A 25,814-nucleotide genomic window follows, 5' to 3' on the forward strand; every position below is an offset into this window, starting at 1 on the left:
CGCGCCTGTGGAGCGCCGCGACGGGTTGGACCCGCCTGTGGATCAGCGGGCGCTGACGGTGACCGCGATCATCCCCGGACCGACGTGGGCGCCGATGTCCGCGCCGACCTCGTCGACGGGGATCTCGGGACGGTCCAGCTGCTGCGCGAGCGACTGGGCGACGCGGACCGCGACGGGCTCGCTCGCCAGGTGCAGCACGCCGATGTCGTAGTCGCCGGCGTAGCCGCGGACGGCCTCCACGGCGAGCGCCTCCACGCGGGCGAGGGCCTTCGACGACGTGCGGACCTTCTCCAGCGGCGTCACCTCGCCGTCCTCGAGCGTGAGGATCGGCTTCACCGCGAGTGCCGAGCCGATGAGGGCGGCGGCCCGACCGATCCGGCCGCCGCGGCGCAGGTACTCGAGCGTGTCCACGTAGAGCAGCACGCGGGCCGAGCGGGCGGACGCGACGGCCGCCGCCTCGACCTCCTCGGCCGTGCCGCCGGCGTCGCGGGCGCGAGCCGCGGCACCCGCGGCGAAGCCCGTGGCCAGACCGGCCTGCATCGTGTCGACGACGCGGACGGGGACGTCGACGCGGTCGGCGGCCAGGCGCGCGGCGTCGACCGTGCCGGAAACCTTCGAGCTGATGTGGACCGAGACGATCTCGTCGACGCCGGTGGACGCGAGCGCCCGGTAGACGGCCTGGAAGGTCTCGGGCGAGGGTCTCGACGTGCTGACGGGCACGTTGTCGGCCAGCGCGTCGGCGATCATGTGCGACGTGACGTCGACGCCCTCGGTGTAGACGCGCGCGCCGATGATGACGGTCGTGGGCACGACGGTGATGCCCTCGCGCGCCGCGTCGTCGGGATCCAACGACGCGGTCGAGTCGGTGACGACGGCCACGGTCATGCTCGTGACCCTATCGAGATCAGTACACGTCCTTCGCGTAGCGCCCCTCGTCGGCGAGGCCCGCGAGCCAGTCGCGCGCCGCCTCGCGGCCCAGCCCACCGTGCCGCTCGGCAAGGTGCAGCAGGGTGGCCTCGACGTCCTTGGCCATGTGCACGCGGTCGCCGCACACGTAGAGGTGGGCGCCCTCGTCGAGCCAGCGCCACAGCTCGGCGCCGTGCTCGCGCATCCGGTCCTGCACGTAGACGCGACGGTCCTGGTCGCGCGAGAACGCGGTGTCGAGGCGGGTCAGGACGCCGTCGTCGCGCCACCGCTCGAGCTCCTCGCGGTAGAGGAAGTCGGTCTGCTCGTGGCGATCGCCGAAGATCAGCCAGTTCCGGCCCGGCTCCCCCGCCATCGCGCGGTGCGCCAGGAAGCCGCGGAACGGCGCGATGCCCGTGCCGGGACCGACCATGATCGCCGCGGCGTCCGGGTCGGCGGGCGGCCGGAAGTGGCGCTGGCGCTGCACGTGGACCCGGACGTCGTCCGCGCGGTCGGCGAGGAAGCCCGAGCAGATGCCGTGGCGCTCCGGACCGTGCACGCGGTGGCGCACGACGCCCACGGTCACCTGCACCTCGTGCGGGTCCTCCAGCGGGCTCGAGGAGATCGAGTACTGCCGCGGCGTGAGCGGCCGCAGGACGTCGAGCCACTGGTCGAGCCGGGCGAGGGTCGGGTGGTCGTGGAGGAGGTCGACGACCTGACGGCCCCACGCCCACTCCTGCACGGCGAGGCGGTCATCCGGGTCGGGCAGGCCGGTGAGCGTGCCGCGGTGGCGTTCGATCACGAGCCGGACGACCGCCGGTGTGATCGTCACGGGGTCGTACCGGTCGGCGAGGGCGTCGGCGAGGCGCACGGGCTCGCCGTCGGAGTCCACGACGGCGTCGCCGTCGAGGCCGGTGAGGGTGAGCCAGGCGTCGACGTACGCCGGGTCGACCCTCGGCGACACGGCCAGCGCGTCGCCGGGCTCGTACGTGAGCGAGTCGTCGGGCAGGTGGAAGCCGAACCGGCGCACCTCCTTCGACGAGCCCGGCGCGGTCAGCAGCTCGTTGCGGGTGAGTCGGGTCATCAGGGAGGGCCTGCGCGCGGGCGTGACAGGGGGTGCGTCCGTCGCGCCGAGGGCGCGGCCGACCGCCTCGAGCCAGGCGGCAGCGGGCCCGTCGTACGCCGGCTCGCACTCCGTGCGCGGGGCGAGCCGTCGGCCTCCGAGCTCGGCCAGCCGCTCGTCGAGGCGCCGCCCGAAGCCGCAGAAGTCGGCGTAGGTGGAGTCCCCGAAGGCCAGCACGCTGAAGCGCAGGTCCTCCAGCCGGGGTGCGTCCGGCGCGACGAGACGGCGCCAGAGGCCGACCGCCTCGGTGGGCGGATCGCCGTCGCCCGTGGTGCTGGTGACGAACAAGACGGTGCCGCGCAGGTCGCCGGCGTCGCGCATCGAGCGGTGCACCGTCGAGACGCCGCGGGCGCGGAGCAGCTCGACCAGCTGCGGCGCGTGGTCCTCCACGCGGCCGGTCTGCGAGGCCGTGAGGACCATGACGTCCGCGTCGCCGGACTCCTCCTCGGGAGCGAGGGCGGCCAGCACCTCGGCGAACCACCCGCGCACCTCCGGACCGACCGGCGCAGAGGCCGGTAGACCGGCGTGCGTCCTCGCCGCGAGGAATCCCGCGAGCCAGGCCGTCTCGGCCTCGGACGTGGGCCGCGGCGGCGTGACGGGCAGCCGGATCGGGGCACGCTCGAGCCGCACCGCGCAGTACTTGAACTCGGGCTGGAGCGAGTCGGGGTCCACCGCGTCGTACGTGACCGCGTTGACGGCGAGCCGCTCCCCCGTCATCTCGCCCCAGTGGATCGGCGCGAAGCACGTGCCGGGCAGCACGCGATCGGTGACGACGGCCGGCAGCTCGACGGTCCCGCGGCGCGAGACGACCCGGACCGACGAGCCGTCGCCGATCCCGAGCGCAGCGGCGTCGTCGGGGTGGACCTCGACGAAGGGGTCGGGGTTGAGCCGGTTGAGTCGCGCGACCTTCCCGGTCTTGGTCATGGTGTGCCACTGGTGCGGCAGGCGCCCGGTGTTGAGGACCACCGGGAACCGGTCGTCGGGCAGCTCGGCCGGCGCGAGGTGCGGCCGGGCGTGGAACACGGCGCGGCCGTCGGGGGTCGGGAACCGGACTACCCCGTCCTCGACGTAGCGGATCGGGTTGCGCCGCTCGCCGTCCGGCGGACACGGCCACTGGAGCGGGCCCTCGCGCAGGCGGTCGTAGTCGGCGCCGCGCAGGTCGTAGCCCGTGGCGGGGTTGGCGAAGGACCGGATCTCGTCGAACACCTCCTCGGCGCTGTCGAAGGCGAACGCCTCGCCGAACCCCAGTCGCGTGGCGATGTCGGCGATGAGCCGCCAGTCCGGGCGGGCGTCCCCCGGCGGCGACCCGGCCGGCTGGCACAGCGTCAGGTTGCGCTCGGAGTTGACCATGACGCCCTCGGCCTCGGTCCAGAGCGCGGCGGGCAGGGCGATGTCGGCGTGCGTGAGCGTCTCGTTCTCGGCGTAGGCGTCCTGCACCACGACGACGTCGGCGGCGGCCAGCCCGGCGAGCACGGTGGAGCGGTTCGCGACAGAGTGCACGGGGTTCGTGCAGATGATCCACGCGGCGCGGACCTCACCCGCGGCCAGCTGCTCGAAGAGGTCGATCGTGCCGCGGCCCACCTCGTCGCGGATCGTGCCGGGCTCGAGCCCCCACGCCTCCTCGACGAACGCCCGGTCGGCGGGCGAGACGACGGAGCGCTGGCCCGGCAGGCCCGGCCCCATGTAGCCCATCTCGCGTCCGCCCATCGCGTTCGGCTGGCCCGTGAGCGAGAAGGGACCGGACCCGGTGCGGCAGATCGCACCGGTCGCGAGGTGCAGGTTGACCAGCACGTTGGTGTTCCACGTGCCGTGCGTGGACTGGTTGAGGCCCATCGTCCAGCAGCTCATCCAGTCGTCGGCGGCGGCGATCCAGCCGGCGAGGGTGCGCAGGTCGTCGGCCGCGACGCCGCTCGTGGCGGCGACGGAGTCCGGGTCGTACGCGGCCACCATCGCCTCGACGTCCTCCCAGCCGCGGGTGTGGTCCGCGACGAACGCGCGATCCACGGCGTCCGTCGCGATGAGCTGGTGGAGCAGCCCGTTGAGCAGGGCGAGGTCGGTGCCGGGGCGGACCTGCAGGAACAGGTCGGCCTTCTCGGCGGTCGCCGTGCGCCGCGGGTCCACGACGACGAGACGCGCTCCGGCCTTGACCCGCTCCATCATCCGCAGGAACAGGATCGGATGGGCGTCGGCCATGTTCGAGCCGATGACCAGGAACAGGTCGGCGTGGTCGAAGTCGTCGTACGAGCCCGGCGGACCGTCCGCGCCCAGGGACTGCTTGTAGCCCGTGCCCGCGCTGGCCATGCACAGCCGCGAGTTCGACTCGATGTTGACCGTGCGCAGGTAGCCCTTGGCCAGCTTCGTCGCGAGGTACTGCGCCTCCAGCGACATCTGGCCCGAGACGTACAGCGCGACCGCGTCGGGTCCGTGCTCGTCGATCACGGCGCGGAAGCGGGCGGCCGCCTCGTCGAGCGCGGCCTCGATGCCGACCTCGACCCGGTCGGCCGCGCGGTCGGAGCGGATCGAGGCCTTCTCCATCCGTCCCGGTGCGGCGAGCAGGTCGGCCGTCGTCGCGCCCTTCGTGCACAGCCGGCCTGCGTTCGCGGGGTGGTCGGGCGTGCCCGCCGCGCCGGTGACGAGCACCTGGTCGTGGCGTCGCTCGACCTGCAGGGTGAGGCCGCAGCCCACGCCGCAGTACCCGCAGACCGTGCGCACCACGTCAGACCGCCGTCGCCAGCTCGCGAGCCCGGGCCTGGTCGTACCGCTCGAGCACGAGACGGACGAGGCGCTCGTCGGGCGTCCGCTCGTCGAGCAGCGGTGCGGTGACGACGTCCGCGCCGGTCCGACCGAGCGCGTCGTGGAAGTGCCCGGGAGCCAGCAGGTGGCTCGCGACCAGGACCCGACGGCCGGGACGGCGGACCGAGGTCACGACCTCGGCCAGCGGCGTGCCGCAGTGCCCGACGTGGCCGAGCGCGACCTCGCGGTCGAGCCGGAGCGAGAGATCACGGGCGGTCGCCCGGAGGTCGGCGAGAGCGCGCGGATCGCTGGAGGCGGAGGCGCCCAGGACCACGACCTCGTCGGGCGCGAGCCCCTCGTCGTGCAGCCGCGAGACGAGCACGTCGATGACGGCCGCGTGCGGGCCGAGCGGCGCGGCAGCGGCGTGAGCCGGGCGCCGCGCGACGACGCCCGCGATGTCGTGGTGCACGTGGTAGCCCGCCGAGAGCAGCAGCGGCACGACGACCGCCGGACGGTCACCGAGCCACGCGGCGACCTCGGGCAGCGCCGGCTCCTGCACGTCGACCCACGTCGGGACCACCTCGAGACCCGAGGCGTCCCGGACGGCGTCCACCAGGGCGGTGACGGCGGCGGCCCCGCGCTCCGAGCGGGTGCCGTGACTGCAGGCGATCAGGACGGGCATGCTCATGCGGGCCTCTCCAGAGTGTGCGGTTCGAGTCGGTAGCCGCGCTTGACGACGGTGCCGACGAGGCGGCGGTCGCCGAGCGCCTCGCGCAGCCGGCCGACGGCGACGTCGGCGGCGTGGGGGTCGGCCGTGGCGCGCGGCAGGACAGCCAGCACCTGCTCGCGGGTGAACACGGCTCCGGGCTCGGAGGCCAGGAGTCGCAGCACGGCCAGCCCGGCGGGCGGCAGCGGCAGCACCTCGTGGTCGAGGGTGGCCGCGGTGGCGTGCACGCGCAGACGGCCGGTGGCGACGTCGATGCCGAGGTCGTCACGGCCGAAGTGCACGACGACCGAGCGGACGAGCGCGCCGAGACGGCCCCGGTCGGGCACGAGCGGGTCGAAGCCGGCGACGAGGAGCGGCTCCGCGGTGACGGGTCCGACCGCGGCCAGCACGAGCCGGCCCTCCCCCGCCAGCTCGAGCAGCTCGGGCAGCACGCCGAGCTCGCGCACGACGCGCAGCCACGCGCTGGCGCCGGGCGCCGAGGTGAAGACGATGGCGTCGAAGCCGCCGCAGGCCGCGTCGCGGACCGAGCGCTCGACAGCCTCGGGGTCCGGCGGCGGGCCCCAGCGGTAGACGACCAGCGGCACGGTCGAGGCTCCGGCACCGGAGACGGCGGACTCCAGTCCGTCGTCGCCCGCGCCGTGGTGCTGCACGGCGATCCGCAGCCCGTCGACGCCCTCCGCGACGAGGTACTCGGCCATCTCGCGCGAGGTCTCGGACTCCGCGACCCAGTCGGCCACCAGCCCCGCGGCCTGGATCGCGCCGCGCGCCTTGGGCCCGCGCGCGACGATGCGGGCGCCGGCCAGCACCTCGTGCAGCGGCTCGAGCAGATCGACCGACTCGGCCGTCTCCAGCCAGCTGCGGAAGCCGATCGCGGTCGTCACGACGACGATGTCGGGACGGTCGTCGATGAGCTCCTGCGTGCGCGCGACGAGCGTGGCCTCGTCGATGTGCGCCTCGACGCCCAGCGTCGCCGCCGTGTGGACCTGCGCGCCGCGCCGCACGAGCGCGCTGGCCAGATCGGTGGCGCGGCGCTGCGCGGTGACGAGGATCCGGGTCCCGGCGAGCACCGGCCCGTGAGGGGTCACGCGCCCTCCCGGCGCAGCCAGACGACGTCGTCGACGACCCGCACGTCCCAGCGTCCGAGCGTGACCTCGGGCTCGTCGAGGCACACGCCGGTGCGCAGGTCGAACACCTGCTTGTGCAGCGGCGAGGCCACCGTCGGGACGTCGCCGCGGGACCCGACGAGGCCGCGCGCGATGACGTTCGATCCCGTGAACGGGTCGCGGTGGCCCACCGCGAGGATCTCGCCGTCCTGGAGGCGGAAGATCGCCACCTGATCGCCGTCGACGAGAGCCGCCGCGCCCCGGTCGACCCAGAGCCGATCGACCGTGCACACCGCGGTCCACGCCGTCTCCGACACGGCGGCGCTCATGAGACGGCCTCCGTCCGGACGGGCAGGCGGTCGCCGGCGATCACGACCGGGTCGGCGGGCCGGCGCTGACCACGCTCCTCGACGTAGGCGAGGTCCGGGTCGGGCGTGTCCGGCGCATTCACGAAGGAGCCGAACTGGGCCAGCTTCTCGGGATCGGCCAGCGTCTGCGCCCACTCGTCCGCGTAGCTCTCGACGTGCTCGGCCATCTGCGCGTCCAGCTCGGCGCCGATGCCCAGGGAGTCCTTCAGGACGACGTCGCGGACGTGCTCGATCCCGCCCTCGATCGACTCGATCCACGGCGCCGTGCGCTGGAGCCGGTCGGCCGTGCGGACGTAGTAGAGCAGGAAGCGGTCGATGGCCCGCACGAGCTCCTCGGTGGTGAGGTCCTCGGCGAACAGCTGCGCGTGCCGGGGCGTGAAGCCGCCGTTGCCGCCGACGTACATGTTCCAGCCGTGGTCGGTGGCGATGACGCCCACGTCCTTGCCGCGCGCCTCGGCGCACTCGCGCGCGCACCCGGAGACGCCGAGCTTGATCTTGTGCGGCGAGCGCAGGCCGCGGTAGCGCAGCTCGAGCTCGACCGCGAGGCCCACCGAGTCCTGCACGCCGTAGCGGCACCAGGTCTGGCCGACGCACGACTTCACGGTGCGCAGGCTCTTGCCGTACGCGTGCCCCGACTCGAAGCCCGCGTCGACGAGGCGCCTCCAGATCGCCGGCAGCTGGTCGATGCGGGCGCCGAAGAGGTCGATCCGCTGTCCGCCCGTGATCTTCGTGTAGAGCCCGAAGTCGGCGGCGACCTGACCGATGACGATGAGGCCCTCCGGGGTGATCTCGCCGCCGGGGACGCGCGGGACCACCGAGTACGTGCCGTCCTTCTGGAGGTTGGCCATGACGTGGTCGTTCGTGTCCTGCAGTCGGGCGTTCTCGCGGTCGAGCACGTGGCCGCGGCCCAGGCTCGACAGGATCGAGGCGGCGACGGGACGGCAGATGTCGCAACCGTGACCCCGCCCGTGCCGCGCGATCAACTCGCTGAACGAGCCGATCCCGGTGGCCCGCACGACCTCGTACAGCTCGGTGCGGCTGAGGTCGAAGTGCTCGCACAGGGCGTTGCTGACGGTGATGCCCTGCGCCTCGAGCTCGGCGTTCACGATCGTCTTCACGAGCGGCACGCACGAGCCGCAGCTGGTGCCGGCCTTCGTGCACGCCTTCACACCCGCCAGGTCGGTGCACTCGCCGCCGCTGATCGCGCAGCGGATCGCGCCCGCGGACACGTTGTTGCACGAGCACACCGTGGCGGTGTCGGGCAGCGCGCCGGTCGACGGCGGCTCGATGCCGTCGGGCATCAGCCACGCGGCGGGGTCGCTGCCGAGCTCGGCAGCGACCATCGGGCGCAGGCTCGTGTACGCCGAGGCGTCGCCGACGAGCATGCCGCCGAGCAGCGTGCTCGCGTCGTCGCTCATGACGAGCTTCTTGTAGACGCCGGCGAGCGGATCGGCGTAGACGACCTCGAGGCTGCCGCCCTGCGCGGCGAACGCGTCGCCGAAGCTGGCGACGTCGACGCCCATCAGCTTGAGCTTCGTGGAGAGGTCCGCGCCGGTGAACGCGGCCGAGCCACCGAGCAGCCGGTCGGCGACGACCTCGGCCATCGTGTAGCCCGGACCGACGAGGCCCCAGACGCGATCGGCGATGCAGGCGACCTCGCCGATCGCCCAGATGTGCTCGTCGCTCGTGCGGCAGGAGTCGTCGGCCATCACGCCCCCGCGCGGGTGGACCTCGAGTCCGGCCTCGCGGGCCAGCTCGTCGCGTGGCCGCACTCCGGTGGCGTAGACGACGACGTCGGCGGGGATCGTCTCGCCGTCGGCGAACGTCATCCGGCCCACCTTCTTCGTCCCGCGTCCCGTGCGCAGGGACTTCGTCGCGGTGGACGTGCGGACCTCGACGCCGAGCCCCTCGATGAGGCGGCGGAGCGCCTGGCCGCCGGCGAGGTCGAGCTGGACGGGCATGAGCCGGTCGGCGAACTCGACCACGGTGCACTCGGCGCCCAGCTCGCGCAGGGCGCCGGCCGCCTCGAGACCGAGCAGGCCGCCGCCGATGACGACGCCGCGCGCCGGGTGGCCCAGCTGCTCGCCGCGGTCGCGCACCCACGTGCGCAGCTCGGTGACGTCGTCGACCGTGCGGTAGACGAAGCAGCCCGGCAGGTCCGACCCGTCCACGGGCGGCACCGCGGCGTACGAGCCGGTGGCCAGGACGAGCTCGTCGTAGTGCTCCTCGCGACCGTGGACCGTGACCGTCCTCGCCTCGCGGTCGATCCCCGAGACCCGCGCGTTGCGGTGCAGTCGCACGCCGGGGGTGCGCCACAGGGCCTGGTCGCCGAGCAGCAGCTCGTCGGGATCGGCCACCGTGAAGAAGGAGGTGAGCGCGACGCGGTCGTACGGCGGACGGCTCTCCTCACCGAACACGTCGATGTCCCACTGCGCCGTGGCGCCGCGCTCGACGAGGGCCTCCACGAGGCGGCGGGCGACCATGCCGGCGCCGGCGACGATCAGTCTCTTGCGTGTCATACCTCCAGCGTCCGTGGCTCAGGTTTCCGGCCCGACACCTCGATGTAACAACCGATGACATCGGTCTCACGATCGTCACCTGACGACTGTGAGGAGAACGTTCCCGCCCGGTTACCGGCAGGCGCGGGCGGCCGAAACGCGCCGTTCCTACGGTCGTGGCCATCCGAGCAGCCCTGCGTCAGGAGTCGTGATGACCACCGTGAGAACCGACCTGCAGACCTCCTCCCTCGTCCACCGGCCCGGCCGGTGGATCGACGGCTGGGATCCCGAGAACGAGGTCCAGTGGGCCGCCGAGGGTCGCCCGATCGCACGGCGCAACCTCACCGTGTCCGTGTTCGCCGAGTTCTTCGGCTTCATGATGCTGGGCGTGTGGAGCGTGGTCGTCCCGAACCTGGGCACGGCCGGCTTCTCCTACTCGACCGACCAGCTCTACTGGCTGATCGCGCTGCCGGGGCTCGCGGGCGCGGCCATGCGCGTGCTCTACACGTTCATGGTGCCGGTTTTCGGCGGGCGGAACTGGACCGTGATCTCGGCCCTGCTGCTGCTGATCCCCGCGCTCGGGCTCGCCTGGGCGGTGAGCGACCCGACCACGCCGTTCGCGGTGATGCTGCTGGTCGCCTCCCTGGCCGGCCTCGGCGGCGGCAACTTCGCCTCGTCGATGGTGAACATCTCGTTCTTCTACCCGCAGCGCGAGAAGGGCAAGGCGCTCGGCATCAACGCCGCCGGCGGCAACCTCGGCACCGGCGTCGTGCAGCTGGTGGTGCCGCTCATCATCACGACCGGCGCCGGCGTCGCCCTCGAGCGCGCGGGACTGATCTTCGTGCCCGCCGCCATCATCTCGGCGCTCGCGGCCCTGCTGCTCATGAACAACCTGTCCAACACGAGCTCCGACCTGCGCAGCTACGCGCTGGCCGTCCGCAACCCCCACACGTGGGTCATCTCGTTCCTCTACATCGGCACGTTCGGCTCGTTCCTGGGCTTCTCGCTGACCTTCCCCACGCTCATGAAGGCGATGCATCCCGACGTGCCGATCGCGATGGCATTCCTCGGCGCCGCCACCGGCGCGCTCATGCGACCCCTCGGCGGCGCGCTGGCCGACCGGTTCGGCGGCACCCGCGTGACGATGGCGTCCTACGTCGCGATGGCCGCGGGCGTGATCGGGCTGGTGCTGACGCTCGAGGATGCCTCGTTCGCGCTCTTCCTGGCCCTGTTCCTCGTGCTGTTCGGCGCGGCCGGCGTGGGGAACGGCTCGGTCTACCGGATGATCCCGATCGCCTTCCAGATCGGCGCGCACGACGACGACGCCCGAGCCCGCGGGCACCGCGCCGCCGCGGGCTGCATCGGTATCGCGGGCGCCGTCGGCGCGCTCGGCTCGTTCTTTGTGCCGCGCACCTTCGCCGAGCTCGGCATCACCGGTGGCCTGTGGGCCTTCGCCGCCGTCTACGCGGTCATGCTCGTGGTCGCCTGGGGCGTCTACGCGCGACCCGGGACCGACACCCACGCGGCCCGCGTGTGATCAGACGACGATGCTGACGAGCTTGGGGGCGCGGACGATGACCTTGCGGATCTCGCGGCCGTCGATCGTGCGGACCACGTTCGGCTCGGCCAGCGCGAGGGCCGTGAGGTCCTCGTCGCTGATGTCGGCGGCCACCTCGAGCTTGCCGCGCACCTTGCCCTGGATCTGCACGACGCACGTGACCAGGTCCTGGATGAGGTACTGCTCGTCGGCGACGGGCCACGGCTCGTAGGTGAGCGTGTCCTCGTGGCCCAGGCGCGACCACAGCTCCTCGGCCAGGTGCGGGGCCAGCGGGGCCAGCATCAGCACGAGCGGCTCGATGATCGTGCGCGAGCGCACCGACGACTTGGTCAGGTGGTTCGTCAGCTCGATGAGCTTGGCGATCGCGGTGTTGAACCGCAGCTCGCCCATGTCCTCGGTGACGCCGGCGATGGCCTGGTGCAGGGCACGCAGCGACGCGGTGTCGGGCTCGGTGTCGTCGGCGACGACCTCGCCCGTCTCCTCGTCGACGACGAGGCGCCACACGCGCTGCAGGAAGCGCTGCGAGCCGACGACCGCACGGGTCTCCCACGGACGGGAGACGTCCAGCGGACCCATGCTCATCTCGTACACGCGGAACGTGTCGGCGCCGTAGGCCTCGTACATCTCGTCGGGCGTGACGACGTTCTTGAGGCTCTTGCCCATCTTCCCGTATTCGCGGTTGACGGGCTTGCCCTCGTGGAACCAGGCGCCGTCGCGCTCCTCGACCTCGTCGGCGGGCACGTAGGTGCCGCGCTCGTCGGTGAAGGCGTACGCCTGGATGTAGCCCTGGTTGAACAGGCGGTGGAACGGCTCCTCACTGCTCACGTGGCCGAGGTCGAACATCACCTTGTGCCAGAAGCGCGCGTACAGCAGGTGCAGCACCGCGTGCTCGACGCCGCCGACGTAGAGGTCGACACCGCCGGTCTCGCCGGGCGCCTTCGGGCCGAGCCAGTAGCGCTCGTTCTGCGGATCCGCGAGGACGTTCGCGTTGTGCGGATCGGTGTAGCGCAGCTCGTACCAGCTGGAGCCGGCCCAGTTGGGCATCGTGTTGGTCTCGCGGCGGTAGCGCTTCGGGCCGTCGCCGAGGTCCAGCTCGACCTCGACCCACTCGGGCACGCGCGCCAGCGGCGGCTCGGGCTCGCTCGTGGCGTCGTCGGCCTCGAAGGTCTTCGGCGAGTAGTCGGGCACCTCGGGCAGCTCGACCGGCAGCATCGACTCGGGCAGCGCGATCGCGCGGCCGTCCTCGTCGTAGACGATCGGGAACGGCTCGCCCCAGTAGCGCTGGCGGCTGAACAGCCAGTCGCGCAGGCGGTAGGTGGTGGTGCCCTCGCCGACGCCGCGCTGCTCGAGCCACGCGATGATCGCGGCCTTCGCGTCGTCGACCGTCAGGCCGTCGAGGCTCACGCCCTCGTCGCCGAACACGCCGGTGTTGTCGGAGTTGATCGCGACGCCCGCACCCGTCCAGGGCAGGACCTCGTCCTCGGGCGCCTGGACCACCGGCGTGATGCGCAGGCTCAGCTCGGTGGCGAACTCGAAGTCGCGCTCGTCGTGGCCGGGCACGGCCATGATCGCGCCCGTGCCGTAGCCCATGAGGACGTAGTCGGCGATGAAGACCGGGACGGCCTCGCCGTTCACCGGGTTGGTGGCGAAGGAGCCGGTGAAGACGCCCGTCTTCTCCTTGTTCTCCTGGCGCTCGACGTCGGACTTCGCCGCGGCCGTGCGGCGGTACTGCGCGATCGCGGCGACCGGGTCGGGCGCACCGCCGGTCCAGCGCTCGTCGACCGCCTCGGGCCACGTCTCGGCGGCCAGCCGGTCGACCATCGGGTGCTCGGGCGCGAGCACCATGTAGGTGGCGCCGAACAGCGTGTCGGGGCGCGTGGTGAAGACCTCGATCGGGCCCGCGGCCGACTCGAAGCGCACCTGGGCGCCGTGCGAGCGGCCGATCCAGTTGCGCTGCATGAGCTTGACCGGCTCGGGCCAGTCGACGCGATCGAGGTCGTCGATCAGGCGGTCGGCGTAGGCGGTGATGCGCATCTGCCACTGGCGCAGGCTGCGCTTGAAGACCGGGAAGTTGCCGCGCTCGCTGCGACCCTCGGCCGTGACCTCCTCGTTCGCCAGCACCGTGCCCAGCCCCGGGCACCAGTTGACCGGGGACTCGCTGATGTAGGCCAGGCGGTGCTCGTCGATCACGGCGGGGTCGTCGGTGCCCAGCTGCTCGATCAGCTCGCTGATGGGGCGGGCCTTCCCCTGCTCGGGGTCGTACCAGGAGTTGAAGATCTGCAGGAAGATCCACTGCGTCCAGCGCATGAACTCGGGCTCGATCGTGGCGAACGAGCGGCGCGCGTCATGGGCCAGGCCCAGGCGGCGCAGCTGGCGCCGCATGTTGGCGATGTTCTCCAGCGTGGTCTCGCGCGGGTGGCGACCGGTCTGGACGGCGTAGATCTCGGCGGGCAGGCCGAACGCGTCGTAGCCGAGGGCGTGCAGCACGTTGTCGCCCTGCATGCGGCGGAAGCGGCCGACGACGTCGGTGGCGATGTAGCCCAGCGGGTGGCCGACGTGCAGGCCGGCGCCCGAGGGGTACGGGAACATGTCCATCAGGAAGTACTTCGAGCCGCCGGCGTTGTGGCGGTCGTCGTCGAGCGCGAGGTCACCGACCGGGTTGGGGGCCTCGAACGTGCCCTCGGCCTCCCAGCGGTCCTGCCACGCCGTCTCGATGCGGCCGGCGTACGCGCTGGTGTACCGGTGTGCGGCGCCGTCGGCTGCCGCGCCCTCCTGGGTGTCCTGGTTGCTCACCGACCTAGGTTACCCGCCGGGCTCGGGCGCCCGCCGTCGCGTCAGGAGTTGCCGAGGGCACAGAAGGTCTCCACCTTGCGGGTGGGACCGGAGACGATCAGCTCGTCGGTCGCCTCGATCGAGGTCTCGGGGCGGGCGTAGGTGAAGTCCTCGCCGCGCCGCTTGACGCCGACGACGGTGACGCCGAACTTCGCTCGCAGCTGCGACTCCAGCAGCGTGCGCCCGGCGGCCAGCTTCGGCGCGCGCGTGCGCGCGATCGAGAAGCCGTCGTCGAACTCGATGTAGTCGATCATCGCGCCGGTGACCATGTGCGCCACGCGCTCGCCCATCGCCGACTCGGGACGCACCACGTGGGTGGCGCCGACGCGCTCGAGGATCCGGGCGTGCTTGGCGTTGATGGCCTTGGCCCACACCTCCGAGACGCCGAGCTCGACGAGGCTCAGCACGGTCAGGACGCTGGCCTCGATGTCGGTGCCGATGCCCACGACGGCGCGGTCGAACTGCTCGGCGCCGATCTGGCGCAGCGCCTCGGTGTCCGTGGTGTCGGCCGAGACGACGTGCGTGAACTCGCTGGCGAAGCGCTGCACGAGCGCGGCGTCCTCGTCGACGCCGAGGACGTCGTGGCCGAGGCGGACCAGCGAGCGCGCGACGGCCGAGCCGAAGCGGCCCAGGCCGACGACCAGGACCGGGGCGGTGAGGGGGTCGTTGTTAGCCAATGATCGGTTGCTCCTCGGGAAGGTGATACCTGGCGACGCGGCGCCGCAGCACGAACGCCGAGGCTGCCGTAATGGTGCCGACTCGGCCGATGAACATCAAGACGATGAGGACGAGCTGGCCCGCGACGTTGAGCTCGGGGGTCAGGCCCGTGGACAGGCCCACGGTGCCGAACGCGGACGTCGACTCGAAGAGTCCTTCCGACAGCGGGACGCCCGCGACGATCATGAGGGCCATCGCGCCGCCCGTGACGAGGCCGACGGCGATGAGCGCGATGCTGAGCGCCGTGCGGATCGTGCGCGCGTTGATCGCGCGCGAGCCGATCCGCACCTGCTCCTCGCCGCGCAGCTCGGCCAGGATGACGTACGCCAGCAGCAGGAACGTGGTGATCTTGATGCCGCCGGCCGTGGAGGCGCTGCCGCCGCCGATGAACATCATGACGATCGCGGTGAAGAGCGTGACGGGCTCGACCTGGCCCCAGTCGAAGCTGTTGAGGCCGCCCGACCGCGGCATGATGCCGCCCTCGATGCCCGTGACCAGCTTGTCGATGGGGCTGAGGTCGCCGATCGTGGCGGCGTTGTTCCACTCGACCACGACGAACATCGTGGAGGCGATGGCCAGCAGCGCCAACGAGCCCCACACGGTCAGCCGGGTGTGGATCGTCCACGTCTTCGGGGAGCGCCACTCCTGGTAGAGCTCGGCGAGGACCGGGAAGCCGACACCGCCGGCGAACACGGCGACCGAGATCGGCAGGATCACGGCGTAGTCGCCCGCGTAGCTGGTGAGGCTGTCGGGGTGCAGCGAGAAGCCCGCGTTGTTGAACGCCATGACCGCGTCGAACACGCCGTGCCACAGCGAGTAGGCGAACGAGTCGAAGTAGTACGTCGCGTAGCGGATCGTGAGGATGATCGCCGTGATGCCCTGGAAGATCAGGGTCGTGATCGCGACGCGCTTGAACAGGGGGCCGACGTCGCCCAGGCTCACGACGTGCATGTCGGTCTGGGCCGCCAGCCGCGTGCGCAGGCCCAGCCGCCCGCCGACGAACAGGCCGAGCAGCGTCGTCATCGCGATGATGCCGATGCCGCCGATCTCGACGAGCACGATGATGATGCCCTGCCCGATCGGCGACCAGTAGGTGCCCGTGTCGACCACGGCCAGGCCGGTCACGGTGACGGCGGACGCCGAGGTGAAGAAGGCGTCCATGAACGACGGGTCCTCCTCGCCCGCACGGGCGAAGGGCATCAGCAGCAGCAGCGTGCCGACCACGATGAGGGACAGGAACGTCAGCGGCAGCAATCGCACGGGGTGGGCGATCGACGCCGGGAGACGGAAGCGACGGCGCCAGGGCACGCCCCGACGGTACACCCGCCCCAGCCGTCACACCCGGTAGATTGCGGACCATGGCTTCCCCGGCGCATTTCGTCCGTGCCCTCGTGACGCGTCTGGGTCGCAGCTCGGAGCTTCCGGGCCTGCTGCTGGTCAACGGAACGATCCTGCTGGCCCTGCTGCTCGTGGTCCTCGACCTCGACCTGGCCGCCGTGATCGCCCTGCTCGTGTCCACCGCCGCCGAGTGGTGGCTCGAGCGCCGCTCCCCCGTCTCCTCGATGCTGCTGAGGCAGGCGTCGGCGGGCCCGCCGCTGCGGTTCGCCCTGCGCGTCATCGTCGCCGCGGTCGCCTCCACGCAGTTCGCCGACGGCCCCGCCCTGCACGCGTTCCTGCTCGTCGCGCTGCTCATGATCACGGTGCTGTGCGTGCGCGCGCTGCACGCCGAGTACCGCCGCATCGGCCCTCTCAAGCCGATGCGCACGCGGCACATCCCCGGCGACACGTACATCGAGGAGGAGCCGCAGAGTCGCCCGCTCCTGGTCACCGTCGCCCAGCTCGGCGCCCTCGCGCCGGCCGTGCTCGGCGCCCCGTGGTGGGCCGTCCTGGCCGTCGGAGCCGCGGCCGTGGCGCTCGTGCTGGCGGGCACCGTGCCCGAGCTGCTCACCAGCTGGCGGATGCGCACGGCCAAGCGTGCCACCGGCTTCACCCCCCAGCTCTCGTCCGTGCAGCGGTTCATCGACGAGTACCGGCCCGAGGTGGTGGTCCACCTGTCCGGACCCGATACCGCGGCCTACCAGATCAACACGTGGATCGAGGCGCTCGAGGCGCTCGACCAGCGGGTCATGGTGGTCCTGCGCGACCACCCGCTGTTCGAGAGGATGGCAGCCTCGAAGCTGCCCACGCTCTCGCTGCCGGCTCCCGGCGAGCTGCTCATGCTCGACTTCTCGACGGTCAAGGTGGCGCTCTACCCGGCCAACACCGGCAACAACATCCACCTGCTGCGGCTGCCCACGATGATGAGCGCCTTCATCGGCCACGGCGACAGCGACAAGAGCGCCTCGAACAACCCGTTCTCACGGGTCTACGACGAGCTCTGGGTGGCGGGCGAGGCCGGCGCCGACCGGTACCGCCGGTCCGGCATGCACATCCCCGAGGACCAGTTCCGCTTCGTCGGTCGCCCGCAGGTGCACGCGATCGAGCCCACGCCGCGCATCGGCGAGCAGGAGATCCCGACGGTCCTCTACGCGCCCACGTGGGAGGGCGTCAACCAGCACCAGGAGTACTCCTCCCTGCGCGCGATCGGCGTGCAGCTGATCGACGCGCTGCTGGCCGACGGCTCGGTCCGCGTCGTCTACAAGCCGCACCCGTTCACGGGCCAGCGCGACGCGAAGTACCGCGTGGCGCACGCCGTGATCAGCCGCCGCCTCGACGACGCCAAGGCACGCACCGGGATCGACCACCGGGTCGTCACGGGTGGCGCGCTGACCGGCTGGATGAACCAGTCCACGGCGCTCGTCAGCGACATCTCCAGCGTGCTCTCGGACTGGCTCGCCGGCGAGAAGCCGTACGCCGTCTTCAACCACGAAGGCTCCTCGACCAAGCAGTTCCGCGAGGACTACCCGTCCAGCGCCGCGGCCACGATCCTCGGCCCGCAGGCCACGGGGGTGGAGGAGCTCCTCGACGTCGTCACGGGTCGCGCCCCCGACGTGCTCGCGGAGTACCGCTCGAAGCTGGCGACCTACCTGCTCGGCTCGCCCGAGCAGCGCACGCTCGAGGCGTTCCGCGCCGCGGTCACGGCGTTCGTGGAGCGATCGGACGCCGAGCGCGCGATCTACCGCTGAGCGCCAGGAGCAGCAGGCCGGCGACGGAGGCCACCGCTCCCCCGGCCACGAGTCCCGGCCCGGGACCGCCGGTGGACGCCAGGCCCGAGCCACCGCCCGTGGTGCCGCCGGAGCTCCAGTAGTACGCGTCGTCGTCAGTCGTGTCGCCGTCCGAGTCGATCGCCGTCGGCTGGGTGGTCGGGACGGTGGTCGGCGTCGTGGTCGGGACGGTGGTGGGCTCGCTCGTCGGCTCCGTGGTCGGCTCCGTCGTGGGCTCGGTGGTGGGCTCCGTCGTCGGCTCGGTCGTGGGCTCCGTGGCCGGCTCGCAGTCGATCACTCCCTGGAACGGGAAGTCGTGCACCTCGCGCACCGTGCGCCCGGCGAAGCTGAGGTGGTCGAAGCTGCGCGCGATGACGTTGCCCTCGATGTTGCCGTGCGCGTACCAGTCGAGGTCGGCGCGCGGGGCGTAGATCGTGCCCTCGAGGGTGTCGGAGTTCTCGATCTGCAGCGACGTCGCGTCGGGGAAGTTCCACAGGATGAAGGGCGCGTTCGCCCCGCCGATCCCCGCGAGATTCGGCATGGACCCGGCGAAGTCGCCCGTCACGTTGATCACGAGCGGCGTCCCGGGGCCCGGCCGCGGGTCGTTGAACGTGATGCTCGTCAGGCCGTCGAGCTCGGCGGAGGTCAGGTTGAGCACGTTGGTGGTGCCGGCGGTCAGCGACACGTAGGCCTGCTGGCCGACGGGCACGGGCCGCGTGAGCGGATCGCCGTTCGCACTGGTGAGGGTGACGTTCTCGACGCACGCGCCGATCTCGGTGGACAGCGTGCGGTACTGCTCGAAGGCGCCGTCGAAGTCCACCTCGGGCACGGGCTGCGTGAACTCCGCGACGGTCTGCGCCGTCTGGACCTCGAGGCGCGGGATGTAGTCGGCCGTCTGGCCCTGCGGCACCGCGACCGCACCGGGACCGCCGACGAACGCGTCGTAGGTGGAGTCGTCCATCACCCGGGCCTGGCCCCCGATGATCCGCAGGATCGCGCCGGAGCCGGCGGCCGGGAACGTGAGCCCTCCCCCGACGTAGAGCGCGACGTCCTGCGGAGTCGGCGCCGCCCCTGCCAGGACGTTGTAGTTGCGGCGGAACGTCACGTCGCCGCCGACGGCCATCGTGCCCTCGGCCTCGTCGGCCTCGAGGATGGCGTCGCCCTCGACGAAGATCAGGAAGTTGGCGTTGGCCGGATCGGCGGAGTCGACCACGACCGGATTGACCGGCCCGACGGCCCACGCGGGACTCGTACTCCACAGGCCCGCACCGGTCGCCATCGTCAGGATCCCGACGACGGCGAGTGCTCGACCAGCGGTGCGCAGCGCCACCCGTTCAGCGTAGGTGGGATTCACGGATCCGTCATCAGGGCCGATAGCCTGTCGTGGTGAGTTCGACGACCAGCCCTCTCGCGATCGCCATCGTCACGTTCAACCGCTCCGCCCTGCTCGACGAGCTGCTGCAGAGCGCCTCCACGATGACGACCGCGCCCGATCGCATCGTCGTCGTCGACAACGCGAGCACCGACGACACGCAGGAGGTCGTCACCCGCTGGCAGGCCAAGCTCGGCCCTGACGTGCTGGTGAACCACCGCATGGAGACCAACACCGGCGGCGCCGGCGGCTTCAGCGAGGGCACCAAGGTCGCCCTCGAGCTGGGCGCCGAGTGGGTCTGGCTGATGGACGACGACGTCGAGATCCTCCCCGACGCCCTCGAGCGCTTCGCGCCCTGGATGGAGCGGTTCAAGGTCATCCACGGCCGCCGCTACGACGTCGACGGCACCCCCTTCTACTGGCAGGCCAAGTTCAACCAGTTCCTCGGCGTGCCGCTGCCCTACTCGGTGCGCACCTTCAACACCGACGGCTACGCCGTCACCAACTCCGGCACCTTCGAGGGCATGCTCGTGCACGCCGACGTCGTGCGCCGGATCGGACTGCCCGATCCCCGCTTCTTCATCTCGTGGGACGACGCGATCTACGCGTGGCTCGCCTCGCTGGAGACCGAGGTCGTCTACGTCGACGAGTTCGTGCTGCAGAAGAAGCGCGAGCAGAAGCAGGTCAGCCTCGGCGTGCGGCACCTCAACGACTCCAGCCCGCTGGCGAAGTACCACGTCATGCGGAACCGGGCCTACGTCGGCCGCTACTTCGCCGAGCACGGCCGCCTGAACAAGCCGGGCTTCGCCCTCGGCACCGCGCTCACGTTCGCCAAGGAGATCGTCCGGCTCATCGTGGTCGAGCGCTCCTTCAAGGGCTTCTCCTCACTGGTGAAGGGCTGGCGCGACGGCCGGAGGATCTGGGCCGACCGCACGTGGCAGCCGATGCCCGCGCTGGAGGGCGGCACGCATGACTGACGTCCTCGTCGTCGGGTCGGGCTTCTTCGGCCTCACCGTGGCCGAGCAGCTGGCGAACGACCCCGGTCTCACGGTGCACGTCATCGACCGCCGCTCGCACCTGGGCGGCAACGCCTACAGCGAGGCCGAGCCCACCACCGGCATCGAGATGCACCGCTACGGCGCGCACCTGTTCCACACCTCCAACGAGCGCGTGTGGGAGTACGTCAACCGCTTCACGACCTTCACGGGCTACCGCCACCACGTCTACTCGACGTACCGCGGCGAGGTGTACCCGCTGCCGATCAACCTCGGCACCATCAACCAGTTCACCCGCTCGTCGATGGGACCCGACGAGGCCCGTGCGTGGGTGGCCGAGCAGGCCGGCATCGGCCTGTCGGGCGGCGCCGCCGCGGCGACGAACCTCGAGGAGAAGGCGATCAGCCTGATCGGGCGGCCGCTCTACGAGGCGTTCATCCGCGGATACACGGCCAAGCAGTGGCAGACCGACCCCACCGCGCTCTCGGCGGACATCATCACCCGGCTGCCCGTGCGGTACACGTACGACAACCGCTACTTCAACGACACGTACGAGGGCCTGCCGACCGACGGCTACACGGCGTGGCTCGAGCGCATGGCCGACCACCCGAACATCACGATCGGCCTCGACACCGACTTCTTCGACGAGTCCCAGCCGTTCAACAAGGCGGCCACCGTCGGGCAGCTGCCGGTGGTCTACACCGGCCCGCTCGACCGCTACTTCGACCACGCCCACGGCCCTCTCGGCTGGCGCACGCTCGACTTCGAGTCCGAGGTGCTGCCGATCGGCGACTTCCAGGGCACGCCGGTGATGAACTACGCCGACGAGGAGATCCCGTACACGCGGATCCACGAGTTCCGGCACTTCCACCCCGAGCGCGACTACCCGTCCGACGCCACCGTGATCATGCGCGAGTTCAGCCGCTTCGCGACCGCCGGCACCGACGACGAGCCGTACTACCCCGTCAACACCGCCGACGACCGCACGGCGCTGAAGGCCTACCGCGAGCTCACGGCCGGCGAGTCCGACGTGCACTTCGGCGGGCGCCTGGGCACCTACCAGTACCTCGACATGCACATGGCGATCGCGTCGGCGCTCTCGATGGTCGACAACGTCCTGAGGCCGGGGCTCGTCCGTGGCTGAGTCGCGGGTCGGGATCGTCGCCCGGCTCCGCCAGTGGGCGATCGCACGCCTGCGCCGCTCGCGCTTCCTGCCCGTCGGCATGCCCGACAAGCGCACCGACGAGCACCGGCTCGGCCGGGCGTTCACCCAGTCGGTGCTGCTCTACTTCCCCAACGGCGCCGACGCGCTCTACCAACTGCGGCCGTGGTTCCGAGCGTTGCAGGCGCTCGACGCGGCGCACGGCGTGGTCGCGGTGTTCAAGGACTCCCGCACGGCCGCGCTGGTGCGCGCCGAGTCGGGCCTCGACTGCGTCACCCTCGCCCGCTACGGCCAGCTGGACGAGATCCTCGCGCTCAGCGACGTGAAGCTGGCGCTCTACGTCAACCACGACCCGATCAACTTCGAGTGCCTGCGGTTCACGTCGCTCGTGCACGTCTACCTGGGCCACGGCGACAGCGACAAGGGCGTCTCGGTGTCCAACCAGGTCAAGGCCTACGACCTGTGCTTCCTCGCGGGCCAGGCGGCGCTCGACCGCACCGACGTGGGCGTGATGCTCTACGACGCGCAGTCCCGCTCGGTGCTCATCGGCCAGCCGCAGCTGGACGCGCCCGCGCCCGCACCGCGCCCTGACCCGCAGCGCCCCACCGTGCTCTACGCCCCCACGTGGGAGGCGTCGCAGCCGTCGGTCTCCTACGGCTCGCTGCTGACCCACGGCGCCGCGATCCTCGACGCGCTGTCGGGCACGTACCGCGTCGTCTACCGGCCGCACCCGCTGAACGGCGTCATCGACCCGGCCTACGGCGAGGCCGACGCGGCGATCCGCGAGCGCGCCGACCGCGTGGACACCGACGTGCCGCTCGAGCAGTCGTTCGCCGACGCCGACCTGCTGGTCACCGACGTCTCGGCCGTCACCCTGAACTGGCTGCCCAGCGGCAAGCCCGTGCTGGTCTGCCGACCGCGCGTGCCGGTGCCGCCGTCGCGCCTCATGGACACGCTGCCGCTGCTGGACGAGGAAGCCGACGTGGCGGCGCTCGTGGCGCAGCACCTCGCGGCCGACCCCGGTGCCGCGGCCCGCGGCGAGCTGCTCGAGTACTACCTCGGCGACACCACCCCCGGTGCCGCGACCGAGCGCTTCCTGCAAGCGTGCGGCGACGCGATCGACCTGCGCGACCGCACCTGGGCGTCCCACCGTCGGCGCGGCGCCACCGGTCCCTGACGGAGACGGATCCTTCGACCTTCGGGTCGCCCCGGCGACGCCTTGGTACCAAGATCCGTCGCCCTCGACGGGATCAGGCCCTCTGGCGGGGCACCAGCAGGGCCACGAGCGCACCGGCGAAGGCCGCGCCCGCGCCGATCACGAAGCACAGCTGGAACGCACCCTTGTCCGGGATCGCGTAGCCGGCGAAGTCGACCGTCTTGCTGGTCAGCACGGCGGCCATGACGGCGCCGGCGATCGTGGTGCCGACCGAGCGCATCAGCGCGTTGAGGCCGACCCCCGAGCCGGACTCGGACTCCGGGACGTTGTCCAGGATCAGGGTGGGCATCGCGGCGTAGCCGATGCCGACGCCGGCGCACGCGACCAGCGAGCCCAACATGAGCTCCCACGGCGCGTTCATGAGGAACAGCGTCACGAGATAGCCGACGCCCAGCACCGTGGCACCGACCGAGAGCGTGATCCGCGCGCCTACCGTGGTGATGAGCCTGCTCGACACGGGCGCGAAGAACATCATCATGAGACCGCCGGGAGCCATCCACAGGCCCGCCTGCAGGATCGTCTGACCGAGGCCGAATCCGGTCTCCTCGGGCATCTGCAGCAGCTGCGGCAGGACGATCGACTGGGCCATCATGCCGAAGCCGATGAGCACGGCGGCGAGGTTCGTGAACAGCACCGGCGGGTTCGCGCTCGTGCGCAGGTCGACGAGCGGGTCGTCGTGACGCAGCTCGAACCACCCCCACAGCAGCAGGACCACGACGCCGCCGATGATCGAGCCGAGCGTGCGGCCGTCGGTCCAGCCCCACTCGCTGCCCTTGCTGACGCCGATCAGCGCCGAGACCAGGCCGATCGCGAGGCCCGCGACGCCGACGACGTCGATCCGGGCGGGGTGCTCGTCGTGGATGCCCGGGACGACGACCAGCGTCGCGGCGAGGATGACCGCCGCGAGGACGGATGAGAACCAGAACAGCGCGTGCCACGAGTAGTCCTGCGCGATCCAGGCGGCCAGCGGCAGGCCGAGGGCGCCGCCGACACCGAGGGTCGCGCTGACGGCGGCGACGGCAGTGGCGCGCTTCTCCACCGGCGCGACCTCGCGCACCATGCTGATCGCGACGGGGATGTAGCCCATCGCCATGCCCTGGAGGGCGCGGCCGACGAGGAACGGCGCGAGCGAGCTCGAGAGCGCGGCGATGAGCGAGCCGAGGACGAGGATGCCGGCGGACCCGACCATGACCTTCTTCTTGCCGTACATGTCGGCGAGGCGGCCGGTGACCGGCATCGTCACCGCGGCGGCGAGCAGCGTGGCCGTGACGGCCCACGAGGCGTTGCCGGGGTCGGTGCCCAGCAGGCGCGGCAGGTCGCTCTGGATCGGGATGACGAGCGACTGCATGAGCGCGCCCGCGAGACTGCCGAAGCAGAGCACGAGGATGACGGCGAGCGGCGGGAAGCGCGTGTCGACGGGCTCGTCGACGACGGAGTGTGAGCGCATGGGAGGTCCTGTCCGAACAGCGATGTGTAGTCTACACAAGCAACCTGTGTAGACTACACATGGAGATCGTCCCCCGCCGCATCGGAGTCCGCATGACCTCCCTCACAGAGTCCGCCCGCGCCGCTCCTGCATGGGCCGCCCTCCGCGGGATCGCCCGCTTGGAGCGGGGTCGCCGTGCCGCCGAGAGCGTCAGGTTCGGGCACGCCGACGGACGCCTGCTGTGGATGTTCTCCGACGGCCGGCCGCGGACGCTGCGGGAGATCGCCGACGAGCTCGCGTTGGAGCAGTCCACCGTGAACCGCCAGGCCAACGCGGCACTCAAGGCCGGCCTGCTGACACGGTCGCGCGAGCCCGGCCAGAACGCCTGGCACTTCAGCGCCAGCGAGGCGGCGCTCGAGGACTTCTCGCGCGAACTCCAGGACCACCTCGCGCTCCTCGACCGTGCCCTGCAGGCGCTGCCCGAGGGCGAGCGAGCGCGGTTCCTCGAGCACTTCGACACCTTCGCCACCGCCTACAGCGAGGCTGCCGTCGAGGGCTGACCTCGGCCTAGAATCGCGGCATGCACCGGATCTTCACCACGAGCGTCGCCTCGGTCTACCCCCACTACGTCGCCAAGGTGGAGAAGAAGGGGCGCACGAAGGCCGAGCTCGACCAGGTCATCGAGTGGCTCACCGGCTTCGACGAGGCCGCGCTGCAGAAGCACCTCGACGCCGAGACCACGTTCCAGGACTTCTTCGCGCAGGCGGACCTCAACCCCAGCGCCACCCTCATCACCGGCGTCGTCTGCCACGTGCGCGTCGAGGAGGTCGAGGACCCGCTCATGCAGCAGATCCGCTGGCTCGACAAGCTCGTCGACGAGCTCGCCAAGGGCAAGGCGATGGAGAAGGTCCTGCGCGCCTGAGCCGTCAGCGCGGCGACCAGCCGAAGTCGCGGCCCGCCCGCGCCACGAGGCGGTCCAGCACCGGGGCGTCGTCCGCGATCGGCACCGCCGGTCCGAACAGGCCGGGCGTCCCGCCCGGGTCGAACGACTCGACGAAGCCCAGGCACGCCGCCGCGGTGGCGTCGTCGAGGACGTACTCCTGACCCGTCGCGCGCGCGAGGTCCCAGCCGTGCAGGACGACCTCGTCGAGCGCCACCAGCCCCGCCGCGGCACCCGGCAGGTCGACGCCGCCCGCACGGGTCATCCCCTCCCAGGCCGACGCCTCCCTCCACGCGTTCACCAGGCGCGGCACGTGCTGCTCCAGCTCGACCTCCCAGCCCTCGCCCGCGCTCGGGGCGGCGTCGGGGTCCGGAGCCGTGTCGGTCAGCGGTCCGAACTCCTTGTCGGCGGCCGCGCGGAACGCCTGGGTGAGCCCGACGACGTGGTGCAGGAGCTGGCCGACGGTCACCCCCTCGCACGGCGTGGGGCGATGGAAGTCCTGGTCGGTGATGCGGGAGGCGGTGCGCAGGAGCGCGTGGCCCGCCGGCTCCAGATCGACTCTGCTCATCTCCGCAGTCTCGCCGGGTGTGGCGCTGCGCGGAACCCACGGCGCTGGGCACGGTGCGAGATCATCGAGAGATGGACACCCGGGAGCGGCTCGAGGACGAGCGACGGCGGACGCTGCGGCAGCTCGCCAGCCTGACGCGCGACTTCGACGCGGTCGTCGAGGCCTCGCTCGACTCCAACGCCGACGACGAGCACGACCCGGACGGCTCGACGATCGCCTTCGAGCGGTCGCAGGTGGACTCCCTCATCCAGCAGTCCCACCGACACCTCGCCGAGGTCGATGCTGCGATCGAGCGCCTCGATGCGGGAGCCTATGGGACATGCGAGACATGTGGACGACCGATCGCCCCCGCGCGACTCGAGGCACGACCGACGGCGCGGCAGTGCATCGCCTGCGCGTCGGCGCGACGCTGAGCCGGACGGAGGACCCG

The 25,814-nt window shown here is 71.8% G+C and carries 20 protein-coding genes; 8 read left to right on the top strand and 12 right to left on the bottom strand.

All coding sequences use genetic code 11. The features are described from left to right. Window positions 1-42: 42 nt before the first annotated feature. Genes O3S82_RS11645 through nirB form a run of 6 tightly spaced genes read right to left on the bottom strand, consistent with a single transcriptional unit; the run spans window position 43 to window position 9,476 of the window. Window positions 43-885 carry a DegV family protein gene (locus tag O3S82_RS11645; protein ID WP_269302964.1) on the bottom strand — a complete coding sequence of 281 codons (843 nt, stop codon included), beginning with the start codon at window positions 883-885 and terminating at the stop codon, window positions 43-45. A 19-nt stretch (window positions 886-904) separates the two neighbouring features. Continuing rightward, the gene (locus O3S82_RS11650; protein ID WP_269302966.1) at window positions 905-4,741 is read right to left on the bottom strand and encodes a bifunctional nitrate reductase/sulfite reductase flavoprotein subunit alpha; all 3,837 of its coding nucleotides are present in this window, start codon (window positions 4,739-4,741) and stop codon (window positions 905-907) included. 1 nt (window position 4,742) lies between these two features. Further along, window positions 4,743-5,447, bottom strand: coding sequence for a sirohydrochlorin chelatase (locus tag O3S82_RS11655; RefSeq protein WP_269302967.1), 705 nt, complete (start codon window positions 5,445-5,447; stop codon window positions 4,743-4,745). Continuing rightward, a complete protein-coding gene (locus O3S82_RS11660) occupies window positions 5,444-6,571 on the bottom strand; it encodes a uroporphyrinogen-III synthase (RefSeq protein ID WP_269302969.1) in 1,128 nt (375 codons plus the stop codon). The genes O3S82_RS11655 and O3S82_RS11660 overlap by 4 nt, the downstream gene beginning before the upstream one ends. Beyond that, window positions 6,568-6,918 (bottom strand): nitrite reductase small subunit NirD, encoded by a 351-nt coding sequence (nirD, locus tag O3S82_RS11665; protein WP_179423726.1) that lies wholly within the window; start codon window positions 6,916-6,918, stop codon window positions 6,568-6,570. Before nirD ends, O3S82_RS11660 begins: the two co-directional genes overlap by 4 nt. Continuing rightward, on the bottom strand, window positions 6,915-9,476 hold the full coding sequence (gene nirB / locus O3S82_RS11670) for a nitrite reductase large subunit NirB (protein WP_269302970.1): 2,562 nt from the start codon (window positions 9,474-9,476) through the stop codon (window positions 6,915-6,917). The genes nirD and nirB overlap by 4 nt, the downstream gene beginning before the upstream one ends. Before the next feature lie 190 nt (window positions 9,477-9,666). Between nirB and O3S82_RS11675 the strand changes: the two genes are divergently transcribed. Continuing rightward, on the top strand, window positions 9,667-10,992 hold the full coding sequence (locus tag O3S82_RS11675) for an MFS transporter (RefSeq protein ID WP_269302972.1): 1,326 nt from the start codon (window positions 9,667-9,669) through the stop codon (window positions 10,990-10,992). Here the strand turns inward: O3S82_RS11675 and leuS are convergent, their stop codons facing one another. Genes leuS through O3S82_RS11690 form a run of 3 tightly spaced genes read right to left on the bottom strand, consistent with a single transcriptional unit; the run spans window position 10,993 to window position 15,870 of the window. Further along, window positions 10,993-13,806 carry a leucine--tRNA ligase gene (gene leuS / locus O3S82_RS11680; RefSeq protein WP_269302973.1) on the bottom strand — a complete coding sequence of 938 codons (2,814 nt, stop codon included), beginning with the start codon at window positions 13,804-13,806 and terminating at the stop codon, window positions 10,993-10,995. It abuts the gene before it with no gap. Window positions 13,807-13,847: 41 nt separating this feature from the next. Beyond that, the gene (locus O3S82_RS11685; RefSeq protein ID WP_179423718.1) at window positions 13,848-14,522 is read right to left on the bottom strand and encodes a potassium channel family protein; all 675 of its coding nucleotides are present in this window, start codon (window positions 14,520-14,522) and stop codon (window positions 13,848-13,850) included. Next, window positions 14,515-15,870 carry a TrkH family potassium uptake protein gene (locus O3S82_RS11690; protein WP_179423716.1) on the bottom strand — a complete coding sequence of 452 codons (1,356 nt, stop codon included), beginning with the start codon at window positions 15,868-15,870 and terminating at the stop codon, window positions 14,515-14,517. Before O3S82_RS11690 ends, O3S82_RS11685 begins: the two co-directional genes overlap by 8 nt. A gap of 50 nt (window positions 15,871-15,920) precedes the next feature. Between O3S82_RS11690 and O3S82_RS11695 the strand changes: the two genes are divergently transcribed. Then, entirely contained in the window at window positions 15,921-17,687 is a 1,767-nt protein-coding gene (locus O3S82_RS11695; protein ID WP_269302975.1) for a CDP-glycerol glycerophosphotransferase family protein, read from the top strand. On the opposite strand, the gene O3S82_RS11700 is transcribed toward O3S82_RS11695, so the two are convergent. Beyond that, window positions 17,638-19,035 (bottom strand): choice-of-anchor A family protein, encoded by a 1,398-nt coding sequence (locus O3S82_RS11700; protein WP_269302976.1) that lies wholly within the window; start codon window positions 19,033-19,035, stop codon window positions 17,638-17,640. The two genes, O3S82_RS11695 and O3S82_RS11700, sit on opposite strands and share 50 nt — an antisense overlap. 56 nt (window positions 19,036-19,091) lie before the next feature. On the opposite strand from O3S82_RS11700, the gene O3S82_RS11705 reads away from it, so the two are divergent. The 3 genes from O3S82_RS11705 to O3S82_RS11715 are packed head-to-tail and all read left to right on the top strand — an operon-like array spanning window position 19,092 to window position 22,411. After that, the gene (locus O3S82_RS11705; protein WP_218845725.1) at window positions 19,092-20,054 is read left to right on the top strand and encodes a glycosyltransferase; all 963 of its coding nucleotides are present in this window, start codon (window positions 19,092-19,094) and stop codon (window positions 20,052-20,054) included. Next, complete coding sequence (gene glf / locus O3S82_RS11710) at window positions 20,047-21,216, top strand: UDP-galactopyranose mutase (RefSeq protein WP_269302978.1); 1,170 nt, start codon at window positions 20,047-20,049, stop codon at window positions 21,214-21,216. The genes O3S82_RS11705 and glf overlap by 8 nt, the downstream gene beginning before the upstream one ends. Continuing rightward, window positions 21,209-22,411 carry a CDP-glycerol glycerophosphotransferase family protein gene (locus tag O3S82_RS11715; protein WP_269302980.1) on the top strand — a complete coding sequence of 401 codons (1,203 nt, stop codon included), beginning with the start codon at window positions 21,209-21,211 and terminating at the stop codon, window positions 22,409-22,411. Before glf ends, O3S82_RS11715 begins: the two co-directional genes overlap by 8 nt. A gap of 73 nt (window positions 22,412-22,484) precedes the next feature. Here O3S82_RS11715 and O3S82_RS11720 read toward each other — a convergent pair whose 3' ends face one another. Further along, window positions 22,485-23,897 carry an MFS transporter gene (locus O3S82_RS11720; protein WP_269302982.1) on the bottom strand — a complete coding sequence of 471 codons (1,413 nt, stop codon included), beginning with the start codon at window positions 23,895-23,897 and terminating at the stop codon, window positions 22,485-22,487. Between the two features lie 59 nt (window positions 23,898-23,956). On the opposite strand from O3S82_RS11720, the gene O3S82_RS11725 reads away from it, so the two are divergent. Together O3S82_RS11725 and O3S82_RS11730 are read left to right on the top strand one after the other, a co-directional pair. Beyond that, window positions 23,957-24,436, top strand: a complete 480-nt coding sequence (locus tag O3S82_RS11725; RefSeq protein ID WP_269302984.1) for a MarR family transcriptional regulator — start codon at window positions 23,957-23,959, stop codon at window positions 24,434-24,436. A gap of 20 nt (window positions 24,437-24,456) precedes the next feature. Then, window positions 24,457-24,798 (top strand): DUF2200 domain-containing protein, encoded by a 342-nt coding sequence (locus O3S82_RS11730; RefSeq protein ID WP_179423700.1) that lies wholly within the window; start codon window positions 24,457-24,459, stop codon window positions 24,796-24,798. A 4-nt stretch (window positions 24,799-24,802) separates the two neighbouring features. On the opposite strand, the gene O3S82_RS11735 is transcribed toward O3S82_RS11730, so the two are convergent. Continuing rightward, complete coding sequence (locus tag O3S82_RS11735) at window positions 24,803-25,384, bottom strand: TIGR03086 family metal-binding protein (protein WP_269302986.1); 582 nt, start codon at window positions 25,382-25,384, stop codon at window positions 24,803-24,805. Window positions 25,385-25,455: 71 nt separating this feature from the next. Here O3S82_RS11735 and O3S82_RS11740 point away from each other — a divergent pair, with 71 nt between their 5' ends. Next, window positions 25,456-25,797 carry a TraR/DksA family transcriptional regulator gene (locus O3S82_RS11740; protein WP_269302987.1) on the top strand — a complete coding sequence of 114 codons (342 nt, stop codon included), beginning with the start codon at window positions 25,456-25,458 and terminating at the stop codon, window positions 25,795-25,797. The last annotated feature ends 17 nt before the right edge of the window (window positions 25,798-25,814 follow it).

It is taken from the genome of Aeromicrobium sp. HA (assembly GCF_027171405.1).
GTDB lineage: Bacteria > Actinomycetota > Actinomycetes > Propionibacteriales > Nocardioidaceae > Aeromicrobium > Aeromicrobium tamlense.